This is a genomic window from Anaeromicropila herbilytica (assembly GCF_016591975.1).
GTDB lineage: Bacteria > Bacillota > Clostridia > Lachnospirales > Lachnospiraceae > Anaeromicropila > Anaeromicropila herbilytica.
On record NZ_AP024169.1, the window covers coordinates 523,169 to 539,534 of the forward strand.

General features: G+C 33.2%; 15 protein-coding genes. All 15 read left to right on the forward strand.

The window, feature by feature from the left end:
- Positions 1–9 precede the first annotated feature (9 nt).
- The 15 genes from bsdtb5_RS02235 to bsdtb5_RS02305 all read left to right on the forward strand — a co-directional run bounded on the left by bsdtb5_RS02235 (position 10) and on the right by bsdtb5_RS02305 (position 16,361).
- On the forward strand, positions 10–1,254 hold the full coding sequence (locus bsdtb5_RS02235) for an L-rhamnose isomerase (RefSeq protein WP_271716036.1): 1,245 nt from the start codon (positions 10–12) through the stop codon (positions 1,252–1,254).
- A 449-nt stretch (positions 1,255–1,703) separates the two neighbouring features.
- Positions 1,704–2,531, forward strand: a complete 828-nt coding sequence (rhaD, locus tag bsdtb5_RS02240) for a rhamnulose-1-phosphate aldolase (RefSeq protein ID WP_271714429.1) — start codon at positions 1,704–1,706, stop codon at positions 2,529–2,531.
- Between the two features lie 38 nt (positions 2,532–2,569).
- Positions 2,570–3,718: a lactaldehyde reductase gene (gene fucO / locus bsdtb5_RS02245; protein ID WP_271714430.1), complete on the forward strand. Its 1,149-nt coding sequence runs from the start codon at positions 2,570–2,572 to the stop codon at positions 3,716–3,718.
- Between the two features lie 454 nt (positions 3,719–4,172).
- A complete protein-coding gene (locus bsdtb5_RS02250; protein WP_271714431.1) occupies positions 4,173–5,579 on the forward strand; it encodes a glycoside hydrolase family 1 protein in 1,407 nt (468 codons plus the stop codon).
- A gap of 342 nt (positions 5,580–5,921) precedes the next feature.
- On the forward strand, positions 5,922–6,290 hold the full coding sequence (locus tag bsdtb5_RS02255) for a YkvA family protein (RefSeq protein ID WP_271714432.1): 369 nt from the start codon (positions 5,922–5,924) through the stop codon (positions 6,288–6,290).
- Between the two features lie 202 nt (positions 6,291–6,492).
- Positions 6,493–6,702 (forward strand): helix-turn-helix transcriptional regulator, encoded by a 210-nt coding sequence (locus bsdtb5_RS02260; RefSeq protein WP_271714433.1) that lies wholly within the window; start codon positions 6,493–6,495, stop codon positions 6,700–6,702.
- Complete coding sequence (locus tag bsdtb5_RS02265; RefSeq protein ID WP_271714434.1) at positions 6,699–7,178, forward strand: hypothetical protein; 480 nt, start codon at positions 6,699–6,701, stop codon at positions 7,176–7,178. Before bsdtb5_RS02260 ends, bsdtb5_RS02265 begins: the two co-directional genes overlap by 4 nt.
- A 108-nt stretch (positions 7,179–7,286) precedes the next feature.
- A complete protein-coding gene (locus tag bsdtb5_RS02270) occupies positions 7,287–9,035 on the forward strand; it encodes a B12-binding domain-containing radical SAM protein (RefSeq protein ID WP_271714435.1) in 1,749 nt (582 codons plus the stop codon).
- Positions 9,036–9,179: 144 nt separating this feature from the next.
- Entirely contained in the window at positions 9,180–9,953 is a 774-nt protein-coding gene (gene nth / locus bsdtb5_RS02275) for an endonuclease III (protein ID WP_271714436.1), read from the forward strand.
- On the forward strand, positions 9,953–10,666 hold the full coding sequence (locus bsdtb5_RS02280; RefSeq protein WP_271714437.1) for a 3'-5' exonuclease: 714 nt from the start codon (positions 9,953–9,955) through the stop codon (positions 10,664–10,666). The genes nth and bsdtb5_RS02280 overlap by 1 nt, the downstream gene beginning before the upstream one ends.
- Positions 10,667–11,098: 432 nt before the next feature.
- Positions 11,099–12,730, forward strand: coding sequence for a VanW family protein (locus bsdtb5_RS02285; RefSeq protein WP_271714438.1), 1,632 nt, complete (start codon positions 11,099–11,101; stop codon positions 12,728–12,730).
- Positions 12,731–13,023: 293 nt separating this feature from the next.
- Positions 13,024–14,046, forward strand: a complete 1,023-nt coding sequence (locus bsdtb5_RS02290) for an AIR synthase family protein (RefSeq protein ID WP_271716037.1) — start codon at positions 13,024–13,026, stop codon at positions 14,044–14,046.
- On the forward strand, positions 14,018–14,500 hold the full coding sequence (locus bsdtb5_RS02295) for an Lrp/AsnC family transcriptional regulator (protein ID WP_271714439.1): 483 nt from the start codon (positions 14,018–14,020) through the stop codon (positions 14,498–14,500). Before bsdtb5_RS02290 ends, bsdtb5_RS02295 begins: the two co-directional genes overlap by 29 nt.
- Positions 14,497–15,672 (forward strand): pyridoxal phosphate-dependent aminotransferase, encoded by a 1,176-nt coding sequence (locus bsdtb5_RS02300; protein WP_271714440.1) that lies wholly within the window; start codon positions 14,497–14,499, stop codon positions 15,670–15,672. Before bsdtb5_RS02295 ends, bsdtb5_RS02300 begins: the two co-directional genes overlap by 4 nt.
- Before the next feature lie 218 nt (positions 15,673–15,890).
- The gene (locus bsdtb5_RS02305) at positions 15,891–16,361 is read left to right on the forward strand and encodes a chemotaxis protein CheX (RefSeq protein WP_271714441.1); all 471 of its coding nucleotides are present in this window, start codon (positions 15,891–15,893) and stop codon (positions 16,359–16,361) included.
- Positions 16,362–16,366: the final 5 nt, after the last annotated feature.

Below are 16,366 nucleotides of genomic sequence, written 5' to 3' on the forward strand. Positions count from 1 at the left end.
GGTATCAATATGAGTACAGTACAAAGATATGAATTAGCAAGAGAAATGTATAAAAAGATAGGTGTAGATACTGATGCAGCAATGGAAATCTTAAAAACAATTCCAATCTCCATGCATTGTTGGCAAGGTGATGATGTAGCAGGATTCGAAGGAGATGGACAATTATCAGGAGGAATTCAAACAACAGGAAATTATCCTGGAAAAGCAAGAAATCCAGAAGAATTAATGGCTGATATTGATAAAGCACTTAGCTTAGTTCCTGGAGTTCATAGAATTAATCTTCATGCAAATTATGCAATCTTTGAAGATGGATTTGTTGATCGTGATCAGTTAGAGCCAAAGCACTTTAAGAAGTGGGTGAAATTTGCAAAGGAAAGAGGCCTTGGTCTAGATTTTAATCCAACATACTTTTCACACCCTAAGGCAAGTAATGCCTCTTTATCAAGCGAAGATGAAGAAATCAGAACATTCTGGATTAATCATGGAAAAGCATGTATTCGTATTGCAGAATACTTTGCGACTGAATTAAATAGTCCATGTAATGTGAATATTTGGATACCAGATGGTTTTAAAGATATTCCAGCAGATCGTATGGCACCAAGAAGAAGATTAAAAGATTCCTTAGATCAGATTTTATCCATTGATTATGACAAGAAGAAAGTACTAGTTGCAGTTGAATCAAAAGTATTTGGAATTGGAGTAGAAAGCTATACCGTTGGATCTCATGAATTCTATATGAATTATGCAGCGAAGAATGATTTACTTTGCTTATTAGATAATGGACATTATCATCCAACAGAATCCGTAGCAGATAAGATTCCATCAATGTTATTATTCTTTGATAAAGTTGCTTTACATGTAACAAGATGTGTTCGTTGGGATAGTGACCATGTTGTATTATTTGACGACGAGACCAAAGAAATTGCAAAAGAGATTATCCGTAATGGACACGAAAGAGTAATCTTAGCGCTGGATTTCTTTGATGCTAGTATTAATCGTATCTCTGCTTGGGTAGTTGGTATGAGAAATATGCAAAAAGCTTTATTAAATGCATTATTATTGCCTAATGAAAAATTAGCAAAGCTTCAAGAAAATAGAGAATTAACTGAACTTATGATGTTACAAGAAGAGTTAAAATTATATCCGGTTGGGGATGTATGGAACTACTTCTGTGAAATGAATGAAGTACCACAAAAAGAAGATTGGTTTGAAGAAGTTCGCAAGTATGAAAGTGAAGTACTGAGTAAACGTTAAGCAAAAGGGGGCTGAAAAAGTCCCTTGGGGGAGTTTTGTGATGAATATTACTATATAAATATACGTGTTGTGATTTTGGTTAAAGAAGTATAAGAGATACTAAATGAAAAAAGAATCACTCAAAGCATAATCAGAAGGAGCGAACTCGCAAAAAGCGCTCAGACAGCACTCCTTCTGATTATTGAATGATTCATTTTTCATTAAGAATCTCTAATACTCTTTAAAACAAAATCCCAACTCGCATATTGATACAGTAATATTCAGGCAAGTTCTTTGAAGGGACTTTTGCAGCGCTTTAGAAATTGAGAAGGATAATGTCTGATTTCTCGATTCGAAGAAAAATTATAATTAGTAACGTTTAAAGTGAAGTATTAAAAAATATCAACCAAATAAATAGTAATTAATTAAATAAAAATAGAATGCCACTAAAAGGCAGTTAGGAGCACAAGATGAGAGTATTAGATGCAGAATTTGTACAAGGATTTATCCGTATGGCGGACGATGGATTTTTACAGGGGTGGCATGAAAGAAACGGTGGAAATCTAACATACCGTATCAAGAAAGAAGAAATTGAATCAGTTAAGGAATCATTAGTAACCAAAAGCGAGTGGCAACCAATCGGAACAAAGGTTGCTAAGTTAGCAAAGGAATACTTTTTAGTTACTGGAAGTGGTAAATATTTCAGAAATGTTAATTTGAAACCAGAGGAAAATATTGCTATAATAGAGTTGGATGATGAAGGTGAAAATTACCGAATTCTATGGGGCCTATGTGAAGGGGGAAGACCTACTAGTGAACTTCCTTCCCACCTTATGAATCATGAAGTAAAGATGGAAGCTTCAGGCGGTAAGCACAGAGTAATCTATCATGCACATACAACAAATGTAATTGCACTTACATTTGTACTTCCTTTGGAAGATAGGGTATTTACCAGAGAGTTATGGGAGATGGCAACTGAATGTCCAGTTGTATTCCCAGACGGTATTGGTGTTGTACCTTGGATGGTTCCAGGTGGAAGAGAGATTGCAGTTGCAACAAGTGAATTAATGAAGAAATATGATGCTGCAATATGGGCACATCACGGATTATTCTGTTCAGGTGAAGACTTCGATTTAACATTTGGATTAATGCATACAATTGAAAAATCTGCGGAGATTCTAGTGAAAGCATTATCTATGAATCCTAACAAATTACAAACAATTACTCCAGACAACTTTAGAGATTTAGCGAGAGACTTCAAGGTAACTTTACCGGAAGAATTCTTATATGCAAAATAACTAGCAAATTTGACAAACACAGAAAAGGAGAAATTAAAATGGCAAACAGATTTATATTAAATGAAACATCTTATCATGGAAAAGGTGCAATTAACCATATTGCAGATGAAGTAAGTACAAGAGGATTTAAAAAAGCATTTGTATGTTCTGATCCAGATTTAGTGAAATTCGGTGTTACGCAAAAAGTAATTGATGTATTAGAAAGCAATGGATATACTTATGAATTATATACAAATATTAAACCAAATCCAACGATTGAAAATGTACAAACAGGTGTAGAAGCATTCAAAAAATCAGGTGCGGATTATATCATTGCAATCGGTGGTGGTTCTTCCATGGATACTGCAAAAGCAATTGGTATCATTATTAAGAACCCAGAATATGAAGATGTAAGAAGTCTTGAAGGGGTAGCACCTACGAAGAATAAATGTGTTCCTATTCTTGCAGTTCCTACAACAGCAGGTACAGCAGCAGAAGTTACGATTAATTATGTAATCACAGACGCAGAGAAAAATCGTAAGATGGTATGCGTAGACCCACATGATATTCCAGTAGTAGCAATTGTTGATCCAGATATGATGGCTTCTATGCCAAAAGGTCTTACAGCAGCAACTGGTATGGATGCGCTTACTCATGCAATCGAAGGATATATTACAAAGGGCGCTTGGGAATTATCTGATATGTTCCATTTAAAAGCAATTGAAATCATTGCAAGATCTCTTAGAGGAGCAGTAGATAATACAGACGAAGGTAGAGAAGGAATGGCTCTTGGCCAATACGTAGCCGGTATGGGATTCTCTAATGTAGGTCTTGGAATCGTTCACTCAATGGCTCACCCACTTGGAGCACTATATGATACTCCACACGGTGTTGCAAATGCAATCATTCTACCAACCGTTATGGAATATAACGCTAGTGCAACTGGTGATAAGTATAAATACATAGCTAAAGCTATGGGCGTTGAAGGCGTTGATGGTATGAGCGTAGAAGAATACAGAAAAGCTGCAATTGATGCTGTTAAAAAATTATCAGCAGATGTTGGTATACCAGCAGATTTAAAAGATATTGTAAAAGTGGAAGATATATCTTTCCTTGCTCAATCTGCATTTGATGATGCATGTAGACCAGGTAACCCAAGAGATACAAGTGTAGAAGAAATTACTGAATTATATAGGAAATTAGTTTAGATAAAAGTTAGGATAATAATAAATTACTTGTCCTTGTTATAGAATAAAAGGATAGTAAGAAATTTAATTAACAAGAAAAAGATGTTATGGAAGTTATTAAGCTACTATAACATCATTTCTTTATTCTTAAATAATATGAATTGTTTTACTTAAGAATTGTTATTATACTTACAATTAATAAAATTAGAAGTGCAATATCAAAATTATTCATGTAAATGAATGTGCAATTTATTTTTAACTGAGATTTGATATAACATTTATAATATGCCTGGACATTGCATATAAAATAGATTGTAATAACTTTACTAAGAATAAAACTACTCTTAATATAAAATAATAAGGTGAAAGAAAAGCATGTTATGAAACAACTATAATATATGCTAAATTAATGTAATAATATCATTAGGTAATGAAAGACAAGTAAGATAAAAACACAAATATGGAGGAACAACAAATGAGTAAATTTCCAAAAGATTTCCTATGGGGAGGCGCAGTTGCAGCTAACCAATGTGAAGGAGCCTATAATGAAGACGGTAAAGGATTATCCATTCAAGATATTATACCTCATGGAATCAAAGGCCCAATCTCAGAAGAACCAACTTCTGATAATATGAAGTTAGTAGGTATTGACTTTTATCATAGATACAAAGAAGATATTAAATTATTAGCAGGAATGGGCTTTAAAGTATTTCGTACTTCAATTGCATGGTCTCGTATCTTCCCTAAAGGAGATGAAAAGGAACCAAATGAAAAAGGGTTACAATTCTATGATGATTTATTTGATGAATGTAGAAAGTATGGGATGGAGCCATTAGTAACAATATCACACTATGAGACACCTCTTCATCTTGCAAAGGAATATGATGGGTGGAGAAGCCGTAAATTAATTGGTTTCTATGAGAATTATGTAAGAACAATCTTTACAAGATATAAAGATAAGGTAAAATATTGGCTTACTTTTAACGAGATTAATTCTGTATTACATGCACCATTAATGAGTGGTGGAATCTACACACCAAAAGAAGAACTTACGATTAATGACTTGCTTCAAGCGGCTCATCATGAATTAGTTGCAAGTGCTTTGGCAACTAAGATCGGACATGAGATTAATCCTGAATTTAAGATTGGATGTATGGTTATTGCAATGCCAATCTATCCTTTGACACCTAATCCGGATGATGTCATAAAGATGATGGAATCAGATCATGAGAATCTATTATTTACAGACGTTCATGTGCGAGGTAAGTATCCTAATTACGTAAAACGTATTCTTAGTAAGATGGGTGGCGAGATTAAGATGGAGCCAGGTGATGAAGAGATTCTTAAGAATACCGTAGATTTCATTTCCTTTAGTTATTATATGAGTATCTGTGAAAGCGCCAAACCAGCCGCAAAAGGTGAAGGTAATCTATTGGGTGGAGTTGCAAACCCTCATCTAGAATCTAGTGATTGGGGATGGCAGATTGATCCTAAAGGTCTACGTTATGTGCTGAATACTATGTATGATCGTTATCAAAAACCACTATTTATAGTTGAAAATGGACTAGGAGCAGTGGATCAACTAATTACTGATGAAAATGGAAATAAAACAGTAGATGATACGTATCGTATTAATTACCTTAAGAAGCACATTGAGCAGATTGCAGAAGCAATCGAAGATGGTGTTGAATTAATGGGTTATACAACTTGGGGATGTATTGACTTAGTAAGTGCATCAACGGCAGAACTTAAGAAACGATATGGATTTATCTATGTGGATCGTAACGATGATGGAAGTGGATCATTAGAACGCTATAAGAAGAAATCTTATGATTGGTATAAAAAAGTAATTGAATCCAATGGTGAAGATTTAAGTATCTAGAAAATAGGATATATAAGAATTGCTCCCATGTTTTTCTGTAACAAAAGAAAACCATAGGAGCTTTTTTTAGGCTAATGAAATATAATCTATCGTATATGAAGTGTCAGGAATTTGAACAGATTGAAAAGTTTGTATAGGTTAGAGTTGGATATGCACTATGCATCATAATTACAGAAAATTTGATGACTATTTCGAGGTTTTCATATAATATATGTTATGTGGCATGTGGTATCTGAAAATCAAATGATAGAAAACAGAATACATATATGTGCTAGAACCTATAAAAAAACAATCAAGTATAAAGTAGAATATTAGAATTCATTTATGACATGAGGAGAAGAAATGAATATAAAAGAAAAAGCAAAAGAAATTAAGAAAGATATCGTGACTCTTTTTATTGCGTTCAAGAAAAAAGAAACACCTTGGTATGCAAAAATTATAGTTGCAATTACCGTTATTTACGCCTTATCACCTATAGATCTAATTCCTGATTTTATACCTGTATTAGGTTATCTAGATGACGTTATTATCCTTCCATTATTTATTATATTAGCTATTAAGCTAATACCTAAGAATATTATTGAAGAGTCAAGAGAAGAGGCAAAGGATCAATGGAGAGATGGGAAACCGGTGAAGTGGTATTACGGTATTCCTTTCGTTGTCATTTGGGTATTTATTATTTGGGAAGTATATAGTATCTTTTTTCAATAAGGTAAATAGAGCATCTCTAATGTTCTATTTTATTCTTGAAATAAGCCATTAGACATATAAAGGGTAAAATACTCTTGATATATGTCGTATAGTGTAATATACTAAAAAGTAAAGTGTACTATACGTTGAGACTTAATTGTTCAGTGTACCTACTATAAGTATGGTATGCTATGGTATGCAAAAATAGATTGGAAGTGGAAGTTTGATAAATAAGGTACAAGAGTATCGTAAAATAAATAAAGTAACGCAGAATGATCTTGCAATATCAGTTGACGTAACAAGACAAACGATAATTTCCTTAGAGAATGGAAAATATAAACCATCTCTCGTTTTAGCGCATAAGATAGCACAATATTTTGAGACTTCGATAGAAGACCTTTTTATATTTGATTTAGAGGAGGAAAATATATGATAGTAAAAGCGTTTTTATCGCAAGTGACAAACGATAAGGACTATAAGGTAGTGCTTAAGAAAAGAATTGGTTTCATGTATATATTACTGTTTCTTGGACTTGTAACACTTCTTTTTGGCTTTCTTTTTTCATTTGGAGATAAACCACATTTATCAGATTTCTTAAGTGGAGTCTATGCGGGAGTTGGAACCGTACTTATTGTTTCAGCGATTGGTTTGATTTTTCGTATAAAACGAACATTAAAGGACGAAGTTAAGATTAAGCAAGAAAGAATTAAAGAGCAAGATGAAAGAAATCAAACCATTATCCAGAAATCCATCTATTCAGCTGGAATCGTAAGCATGATATTAATGTACATTGCTTTAATGATAGCAGGAATATTCAATATAGTAGTATTTTGGACATTATGGGTTCTAGTAATGGGAAATGCTATTGTATATTCAGTGATGTACTTATACTATAGTAAGAAAATGTAAATAACAATGTGGAAAGTAAAACACTAAAGAAATTATACGTTCCTTTAGTGTTTTATTCATGTCATAAAAGTCTATAATTAAGATAGCAAACACCGAAAGGAAGAATCAATGAAAGTACTATTAACAGCAATTAATGCGAAATATATACATTCCAATCTTGCAATCCTTTACTTAAAGGCATATGCAAAGAAATATAATGAACATATCGAGCTTTTAGAGGTTACGATAAATAACGAAATGGACTACATTTTAAGTGAAATATACAAAAAGAAACCAGACGTCATTGCTTTTTCCTCATATATCTGGAATATAGGCATGATTATGGAATTATCGAAAGAGATTCGTAAAGTACTTCCTAATACAAAAATATGGCTAGGTGGTCCAGAAGTATCCTATAATGCAGCAGAGTTATTAAAAAAGAATCCATTCCTTGATGGAATTATGATTGGAGAAGGCGAAGTAACGTTTCATGAACTTCTAGATTATTACGTAGAGAAAAGTACCTCATTGGATCGGATTAGGGGTATTGCTTTTCGATTAGAGGATGAGAATATAAAGGTGACCGCTCCTAGAGAGCCTATGAATCTTAGTGATGTACCATTTCCGTATGAGAACATGGAAGAGTTTAAGAATAAGATAATCTATTATGAGACAAGTAGAGGATGCCCTTATTCATGTAGTTACTGCCTATCTTCGATAGAGAAAAAAGTAAGGCTAAGAGATATTTCATTAGTAGAAAAAGAATTAGGAATTTTCTTAGCAAATAAAATACCTCAAGTAAAATTTGTGGATCGTACCTTTAACTGCAATCGAAAACATGCCTTAGCCATCTGGAATTATATTAAAGAGCATGATAATGGAATTACGAACTTTCACTTTGAGATCTCAGCAGATATCCTATCAGAAGAAGAATTGAATCTCTTAAATACGCTTAGAAAAGGTCTGATCCAGTTAGAGATTGGAGTTCAATCTACGAATCCCAAGACGATTGAGGCAATTAATCGTAAAATGGATTTCTCTAAGTTAGCTAAGATCGTAGATCGAATAGAAGAAGGAAACAATATACATCAACATTTAGATTTAATCGTAGGGCTTCCTTATGAAGATTATAAGACATTTCAGAAGTCTTTTAACGAAGTCTATGCATTAAGACCAAATCAATTACAATTAGGCTTCTTAAAAATTCTTAAAGGCTCTGAGATGTATTACTATAGTAAAAAGAACACGATTATCTATAGGGAAAGTGCACCATATGAGGTATTATATACAGATTGGATAACTTTTGATGAAGTATTACAATTAAAAGATGTAGAAGAAATGGTAGAAGTATATTACAATAGTGGGCAATTTACCTATACCATTCAATACCTTGAACATTTCTTTGCAACTCCATTTGATTTATATAAGAGTTTAGGAGATTATTATGAGGAGAATTCCTTGTTCCATCTAAGTCATTCAAGAATTAGCAGATATTATATCTTATTAGAATACTGCAACAACAAGTCGATTGGAGATCAAAAAGTTTTAGAAGAATTATTAATCTACGACCTGTACCTAAGAGAGAATCTTAAGAGTAGACCAGACTTTGCGAAAGACAATCTAGTAAATCGAGACTTATACCGAGGATTCTACCAGAACGAAGAATTAGTAAAACAATACTTAACTGGCTATGAAGACTACAGTAGCAAGCAAATCAGTAGAGTAACCCATATGGAAAGCTTTGATTATGATTTAAATGAGGCTATTCATCATGGAAAAACTGTTAAAAAAGAATCAATTGTCTTATTTGATTATAATAATCGTGAACCTTTGAATCATGATGCGAAAACAATTATATTTGCTAGAGAAGAACTATAAGTAGAAATTTTTAAAAGCTTTAGCAAATATCAAGACAAGATTAGAATACAAAAGTCTTTCATAACGTAAATTGTGTATATTGCAATATACACTCAATAAACTAAAAAGACTTTTGAACTTCAAACCCTATAGAAAGGAATTCAAATGCCAACAAAGAATGAATCGAAGACTTCAACCAGACTATCAAAGGCAGAGAAAGAACGAATTGATCAAGTATTAACGTTATTAGATGAGCATTATTCGACGAATCTCATCTGTTATCTAGACCATGAAAATGCATGGCAGCTTCTTGTTGCAACTATATTAAGCGCACAATGTACGGATGCCAGAGTGAATATCGTTACGAAGGATTTATTCCGTAAATATCAAAGCATTGAGGATTTTGCAAAGGCGGACGTGAAAGAATTAGAGAAGGATATTCATTCCACTGGATTCTATAGAAATAAAGCAAAGAACATTATTGAATGTGCTAAGAGATTAGTCGAAGTATATCATGGGGAAGTGCCAAGAGAGATCGAGGATCTGACAAGCTTAGCGGGGGTTGGGCGAAAGACAGCGAATGTCATTCGCGGAAACATATATAAAGAGCCTAGTATTGTTGTAGATACGCATGTAAAAAGAATATCCAACAAATTAGGGTTTACCAAGCAAGATGATCCAGAAAAAATTGAAGAAGATCTTATGCGTGTTCTGCCAAAGGAACATTGGATCTTATATAATATCCAAATAATTGCACATGGAAGAAGTATCTGTGCAGCTAGAAGTCCACAGTGTGATGAGTGCTTTCTGAATGCTTTGTGTAAAGATTATCAAACGAAGCGAAAAAAATTGAAAATTATAAATGAAAAAATAGATATTAAAGAAATAAGTAATAGTAAAAAAGCAAAAGAAAACAGCATTGGAAAGAAGGTGAAATAATGACAGATTCCTTTGTCTGTTTTGATATTGAGACGACAGGCCTTGTTCCAACTAAAGATAAGATTATTGAGATTGGTGCTTTAAAGATCAAAGACGGCAAAATTGTGGATCGTTTCCAAGAATTCATTAATCCTGATATGAAGATTCCTAATCATATAACTAAGTTAACTGGAATTAATGATTCCATGTTAGAGGGTACTAGGAATGTTAGCGATGTAATAAAGGATTTTGTGAATTTTTGTGAAGACGATGTTATAATTGGGCATAATATCAAATTTGATTATAGTTTTGTAAAAGTGAACGCAAAGAAAGAAAATCTGAATTACAATAATAAAGCCATTGATACTTTAAAGTTAGCAAGAGAATTCCATAGTGATCTAGAAAGTAAAAGTCTAGAGAATATGTGCAAATATTACAAAATAGAGAACCAAAATGCCCATAGAGCTTATGATGATGCGGTGGCTACTACAAAGTTGTATTTCAAATTAAAGGAAAATTTTTATGAAAAATTTCCTAGGTCTTTTGTACCATTAGTTATAAATTATAAGGTAAAAAAGGATGAATTAATAACTAATGCACAAAAAAACTACTTGAATGATTTGTTAAAATATCATAAAATAAACTACAGTCAACCTTTGACATCTTTGACAAAAAGTGAAGCCTCAAAGTTGATTGATCGAATCATCTTTGAAAAGGGTAGAATTCGTTTATAAAACATAAGAAATGTCAAAATATAAAACAAAAGAGATTGATATGGCATATAACAATCCTTTTTGGTATAGAATAATAAAGAGGTGAAAAAAATGAATTTTAATAATAAAAAATCACAAAGAATAATTGCAACAATTATTATTGTAGTTATTGTATTAGCTATGATCGTTCCAACTATCGCAAGCGCAATCCTATAGGATAAAAGGACAAGAGTACTTGTAAGAGACTTTTGTAATGTATTATAGTATTATTACTAGGCGTTAATCGCACTAGTGTAATAGATAGTTTTACATAATTAAAACAGGAATGTTGTACGTATTTGCTATGTCATAAGCGTGTTAATAAGGGAATGTTCCTTTATTTAAGAAATGGAAATGTTAGTCGAAAAGAAAAATAGGATGAAACTATTTTCATAAATTAAAGGGGAAAAAAGAATGAAGAAGAAATATATTGTTATCTTAGCTGCTATATTAATTATATGCCTAGGAACAGTAGGATTTGGTATTAATGCATTAGCTACTGTGAAGGATGGACAAATCTGCAAAGGTGTATATATTGACTCCGTAAATGTTGGAGGAATGACAGCAAGTGAAGCAAAGGAAGCGGTTTCAAATTACGTAGATAATTTGAAGAAGAAGACAGTAACGGTAAAGGTTGATGATAATGAAGAGTCAATTACCCTTGGTGAATTAGGATATGAAGTCAAAGAGAATGACTTCATCGATAAGGCACTTGAAGTTGGTAGAAGTGGAAATGTTATCAAACGTTATAAAGATATTCAAGATACGAAAAATAATAATTTAGTATACAAACTTGATTACACACTCGATGAAAATAAGGTTCAAGACTTCGTGAAGAATAAATTAAGTAAATATAATATTCCATCGAAAAATGCAAAGTTAACGAGAAAAAATGGTAAATTTATAGTTAGTAATCATAAAGTGGGTAGAGCAGTCGCTGTAAGAGATACCATGGAGAAAATACAAAGTGTAATTTTGGATAAGTGGAATAAGAAAGATGTAGAAGTCAAAGCTATTGTTAATGATGCAGTTCCAAAATACACAAAAGAACTTCTTCAAAGATGTAATTCACTATTAGGATCCTTTCATACAACCTATGCCACCTCAACGTCAGAAAGAGCAGCGAATCTAGCAAATGGAGCAAGGTTAATTAACGGATCAATTGTATACCCAAATGAAGTGTTTTCGGCATATGATCATCTAAATCCATTTACAACCGATAATGGATATGAAACTGCAGGAGCTTATTCCGAAGGTAAAGTTATCGATAGTGTTGGCGGTGGGGTATGCCAAGTTTCAACGACACTCTATAATGCAGTATTATATTCAGAATTAGAAGTTGTAGAACGTTCTCCACACTCTATGATTGTTAGTTATGTAACACCATCAAGAGATGCAGCGATTGCTGGAACTTATAAAGATTTTAAATTTAAGAATAATACCGAAGTCCCTATATACATTGAAGCATTTACAGTTGGTAGAACAATTACTTTTAATATTTATGGAGAAGAGACAAGAGATAAAGGTAGAAGAGTAGAATACGAGTCTAAGGTATTGAAAAAAATTGACCCACCAAAAGATGAAGTAACAGAAGATAAGACAAAGCCATCCACCTTCAAAGAAGTTACACAAGAAGCGCATATCGGATATAAAGCTGAATTATATAAGATTGTATATCAAGATGGCAAGGAAGTTAGTAGAGAAGTAATAAATACAAGTTCTTATGCGGCAGCTCCAAGATATATCACTGTTGGAACGAAAGAAGATAAGGAAAAAGAGAAAGCCGAAAAAGAAAAGGCAGAGAAAGAAAAAGCTGAGAAGGAAAAGGCTGAAAAAGCGAAAGCAGATGGTAAAGAGGATACCGATACAAAGAAATCTGATGATGCGGACTCCTCAAAAGATTCAACTACAAAAAAGGATAGTACTAGTAAAACAGGTACTACTGATAAAACATCAACAGCAGACTCTTCCAAAACAGATTCTAGTACTAAGAGTGATAGTAGTAAAACACAGACTAACACAAAAGATACATCCGGAGATAATTAAATAATGATTTTATTAACCATGAAACAGAATCATCTTTATAGATAATTGTTTCATGGTTTCTCTATATCCTAAAAAGGTGCAACAAATATGGAAATCATGTTTGTAAATTGTCACTATATTGTTTACAATAGTGGAAGATATAAAGTATTAGATAAATGGAAGGTTGAAAGAAAATGTATGGAAAGAAAGGACGCCACATAGGGATTCTTTCAGCCTGTGAAACGAAGTTTCACATCGAATTAGTGGCGGTCACAACTTATGAAAATAGGTCTGTGATTAATGGGACGAATAAGATGAAGGTAGGAAAAATACCAGAAACAGTTTTAAAAAGGTCTGTTTTCAAACAAATTAGACATAGAAGAGAAGAAGTATTAGTTAGACCTGGTGTTGGTAAAGATTGCACTGCCCTAAAACTAAAAGAAGGCGAAGTTATTGTTCTGTCGACTGATCCAATTACAGGTGCCTTACATGATATTGGTACATTAGCGGTACATATTACTGCGAATGATATTGCATCAAGTGGAGCAGAACTAATTGGTATTATGTTAACTATTATTCTTCCAGATGGTGCAAGAGAATCCGATCTAAGAGATATGATGAAAGAGATAGAATCTGTCTGTGAATCATTAAATATTGAAGTAATCGGAGGACACACTGAGGTATCAGCAGCAGTCAATCAACCAATAGTAACAGTGACTGGTGTTGGAAAGATATTAGAGTCAGAGATGATAAAACCAAAGTCTGTAAAGCCAGGCGATGATATTATTATGACAAAATGGGCAGGACTAGAAGGTACCGCCATTATTGCAGCAGAGAAAGAATCAGAATTATTATCTAAATATACATCAGGTTTTATAGATGGGGCAAAGAAATTTATAAGTCATTTATCCATTGTGAAAGAAGCAGAGATAGCTAAAAGGGTTGGAGTCAATGCAATGCACGATATTACAGAAGGTGGTGTCTACGGTGCATTATGGGAGATTGCAGAGTCTTCTAATGTGGGAGTTGAAATTGATCTTAAGAAGATACCAATTAAGCAGGAAACAGTGGAAATCTGTGAATTCTATGACCTGAATCCATATCTGTTAATCTCTAGCGGATGTCTATTGATTGCCACAGATCAAGGTAATGAATTGATTCGTGAACTTGAGAAGGCTGGAATTAGTGGTACAATTATAGGAAAAGTAACAAAAGGACACGAAAGAATTGTAATGAATGATGATGAAGTTAGGTATCTTGAACCGCCAAAAAGCGATGAATTATATAAAGTAGAAAGAGGGCAAATCGATGAGAGAGAAAATCTTAGCAGCAATTGATAAGAATAGTAAGTTAACACAAAAAGATTTAGCAATCATGTTAGGCGCTACAGAAGAAGAAATCGTAAATGAAATCAATGCAATGGAGCAAGAATCGGTAATCTGCGGTTATCCAACATTAATTAACTGGGATAAGACAGATTGTGAAAAAGTAACCGCATTAATCGAAGTAAAAGTAACACCTCAAAGAGGGCAAGGATTCGATAAGATAGCAGAAAGAATCTATAAGTTTGATGAAGTAGAATCTGTGTACTTAATGTCTGGTGGCTTTGATTTAACAGTTATTATTGAAGGCAAGAGCATGAAAGAAGTTGCACTTTTTGTATCGAGTAAATTAGCTCCAATGGAAGCGGTACTTAGTACTGCAACACATTTTGTTCTTAAAAAATATAAAGAGCATGGCATGGAATTAGTGCAAGATAGCCTAGACGAAAGGATGTTGATTACGCCTTGAGAAATCCATTATCTGATAAAATAGTAACAATAGAACCTTCTGGCATTCGCAAATTTTTTGATATTGTTAGCGAGATGAAAGATGCAATCTCTCTTGGAGTTGGGGAGCCAGATTTTGATACTCCATGGCATATAAGAGAAGAAGGAATCTACTCTCTTGAAAAAGGGCGTACATTTTATACGTCGAATGCTGGCTTAAAGGAATTAAAAGAAGAAATATGCAAATACTTAAATAGAAAGTATCAATTAGATTATAATCCAAATAAAGAAGTAATTGTAACCGTAGGAGGTAGCGAAGCAATTGACATTGCAATACGTGCAATGATTAATCCAGGGGATGAAGTATTAGTACCTCAACCATGCTATGTATCATATGTACCTTGTGTTAGCTTAGCATATGGAACTCCAGTTATCATTAATCTGAAAGAAGAGAATGATTTTAAATTAACGAGGCAAGAGCTACTAGATGCAATTACAGAGAAGACGAAGATATTAGTACTTCCATTTCCTAATAATCCAACAGGAGCAGTTATGGATTATTCTGATCTTAAGGATATTGTGGATGTTATTATTGAGAAAGATTTATTTGTTATATCTGATGAAATCTACTCCGAATTAACTTATGGTGCAAAACATGTATCCATAGCATCCTTTGAGGGAATGAAAGAACGAACCATAACGATTAATGGTTTCTCAAAATCTCACGCTATGACTGGTTGGAGGCTTGGATATGCTGCTGGTCCAGAAATTATTATGAAGCAGATGCTTAAGATACATCAATATGCGATTATGTGTGCTCCAACCACTAGCCAATATGCTGCAGTTGATGCATTAAGAAATGGAGATAGTCACGTACAATCAATGGTGGAAGCTTATGATCAGAGAAGAAAGTTCTTACTTCATGAACTTCGAGATATGGGATTAACTTGTTTTGAGCCATATGGAGCATTTTATGTATTCCCTTGTATTAAGGAATTCGGAATGACTTCGGATGAATTTGCTACTAGGCTATTAAGAGAAGAAAAGGTAGCGGTTGTTCCAGGAACAGCGTTTGGTGATTCTGGAGAAGGGTTCTTAAGAATCTCGTATGCTTATTCAATTGAAGATTTAAAGAAAGCATTGGAAAGAATTCGTAGGTTTATACAGAAATTAAGAATAAAAGATAAAAATTAGTAGAGAAACCAAAATTAACAAATAAATTCGTCGTTTCTTGTTGAACTAAATCCTATATATATGTTATGATTAAAAACATAATTCTAAGAAAATTATTAATCTAGTAATTAAAGAATTAAAAACATATAACCTTACTAATTAAGGGTTTTCCATCTCAAGAAAAATATGAATGAAAACCATAGTAATATATAGAATTACATTAAGAGGAGGAAATAGGTATGGCAGGAATGAATGCAGAACATATTAACCCATTTCTGATTGCAGCTACTAAGGTACTAAAGGATATGTGCTTTATTGATGTGGCAATAGGAAAACCATATGTTAAAGATACAGAATTTACAAATGATACATTAGTAATTATGATTGGTGTAACAGGAGAGATGCGTGGGCAGGTTATGATCGCAATAGAGAATCATGTCGCACTTGATATTGCTTCTAAAATGATGATGATGCCAGTTACAGTAATGGATGAGTTATCAACTAGCGCTATATCAGAATTAGGTAATATGATATTGGGGAATACAGCAACTATATTTTCAACAAAGGGAATCGGAATTGATATTACACCTCCAACCCTTGCCAAAGGTAATGTATCATTTAGCAACAATTACTCAAAGAATTTGTGTATTCCGTTAACTTACGATGGGGATAAGGTGATAGGGTTTAACGTTGCACTAAAGACAGAATAGGAAGA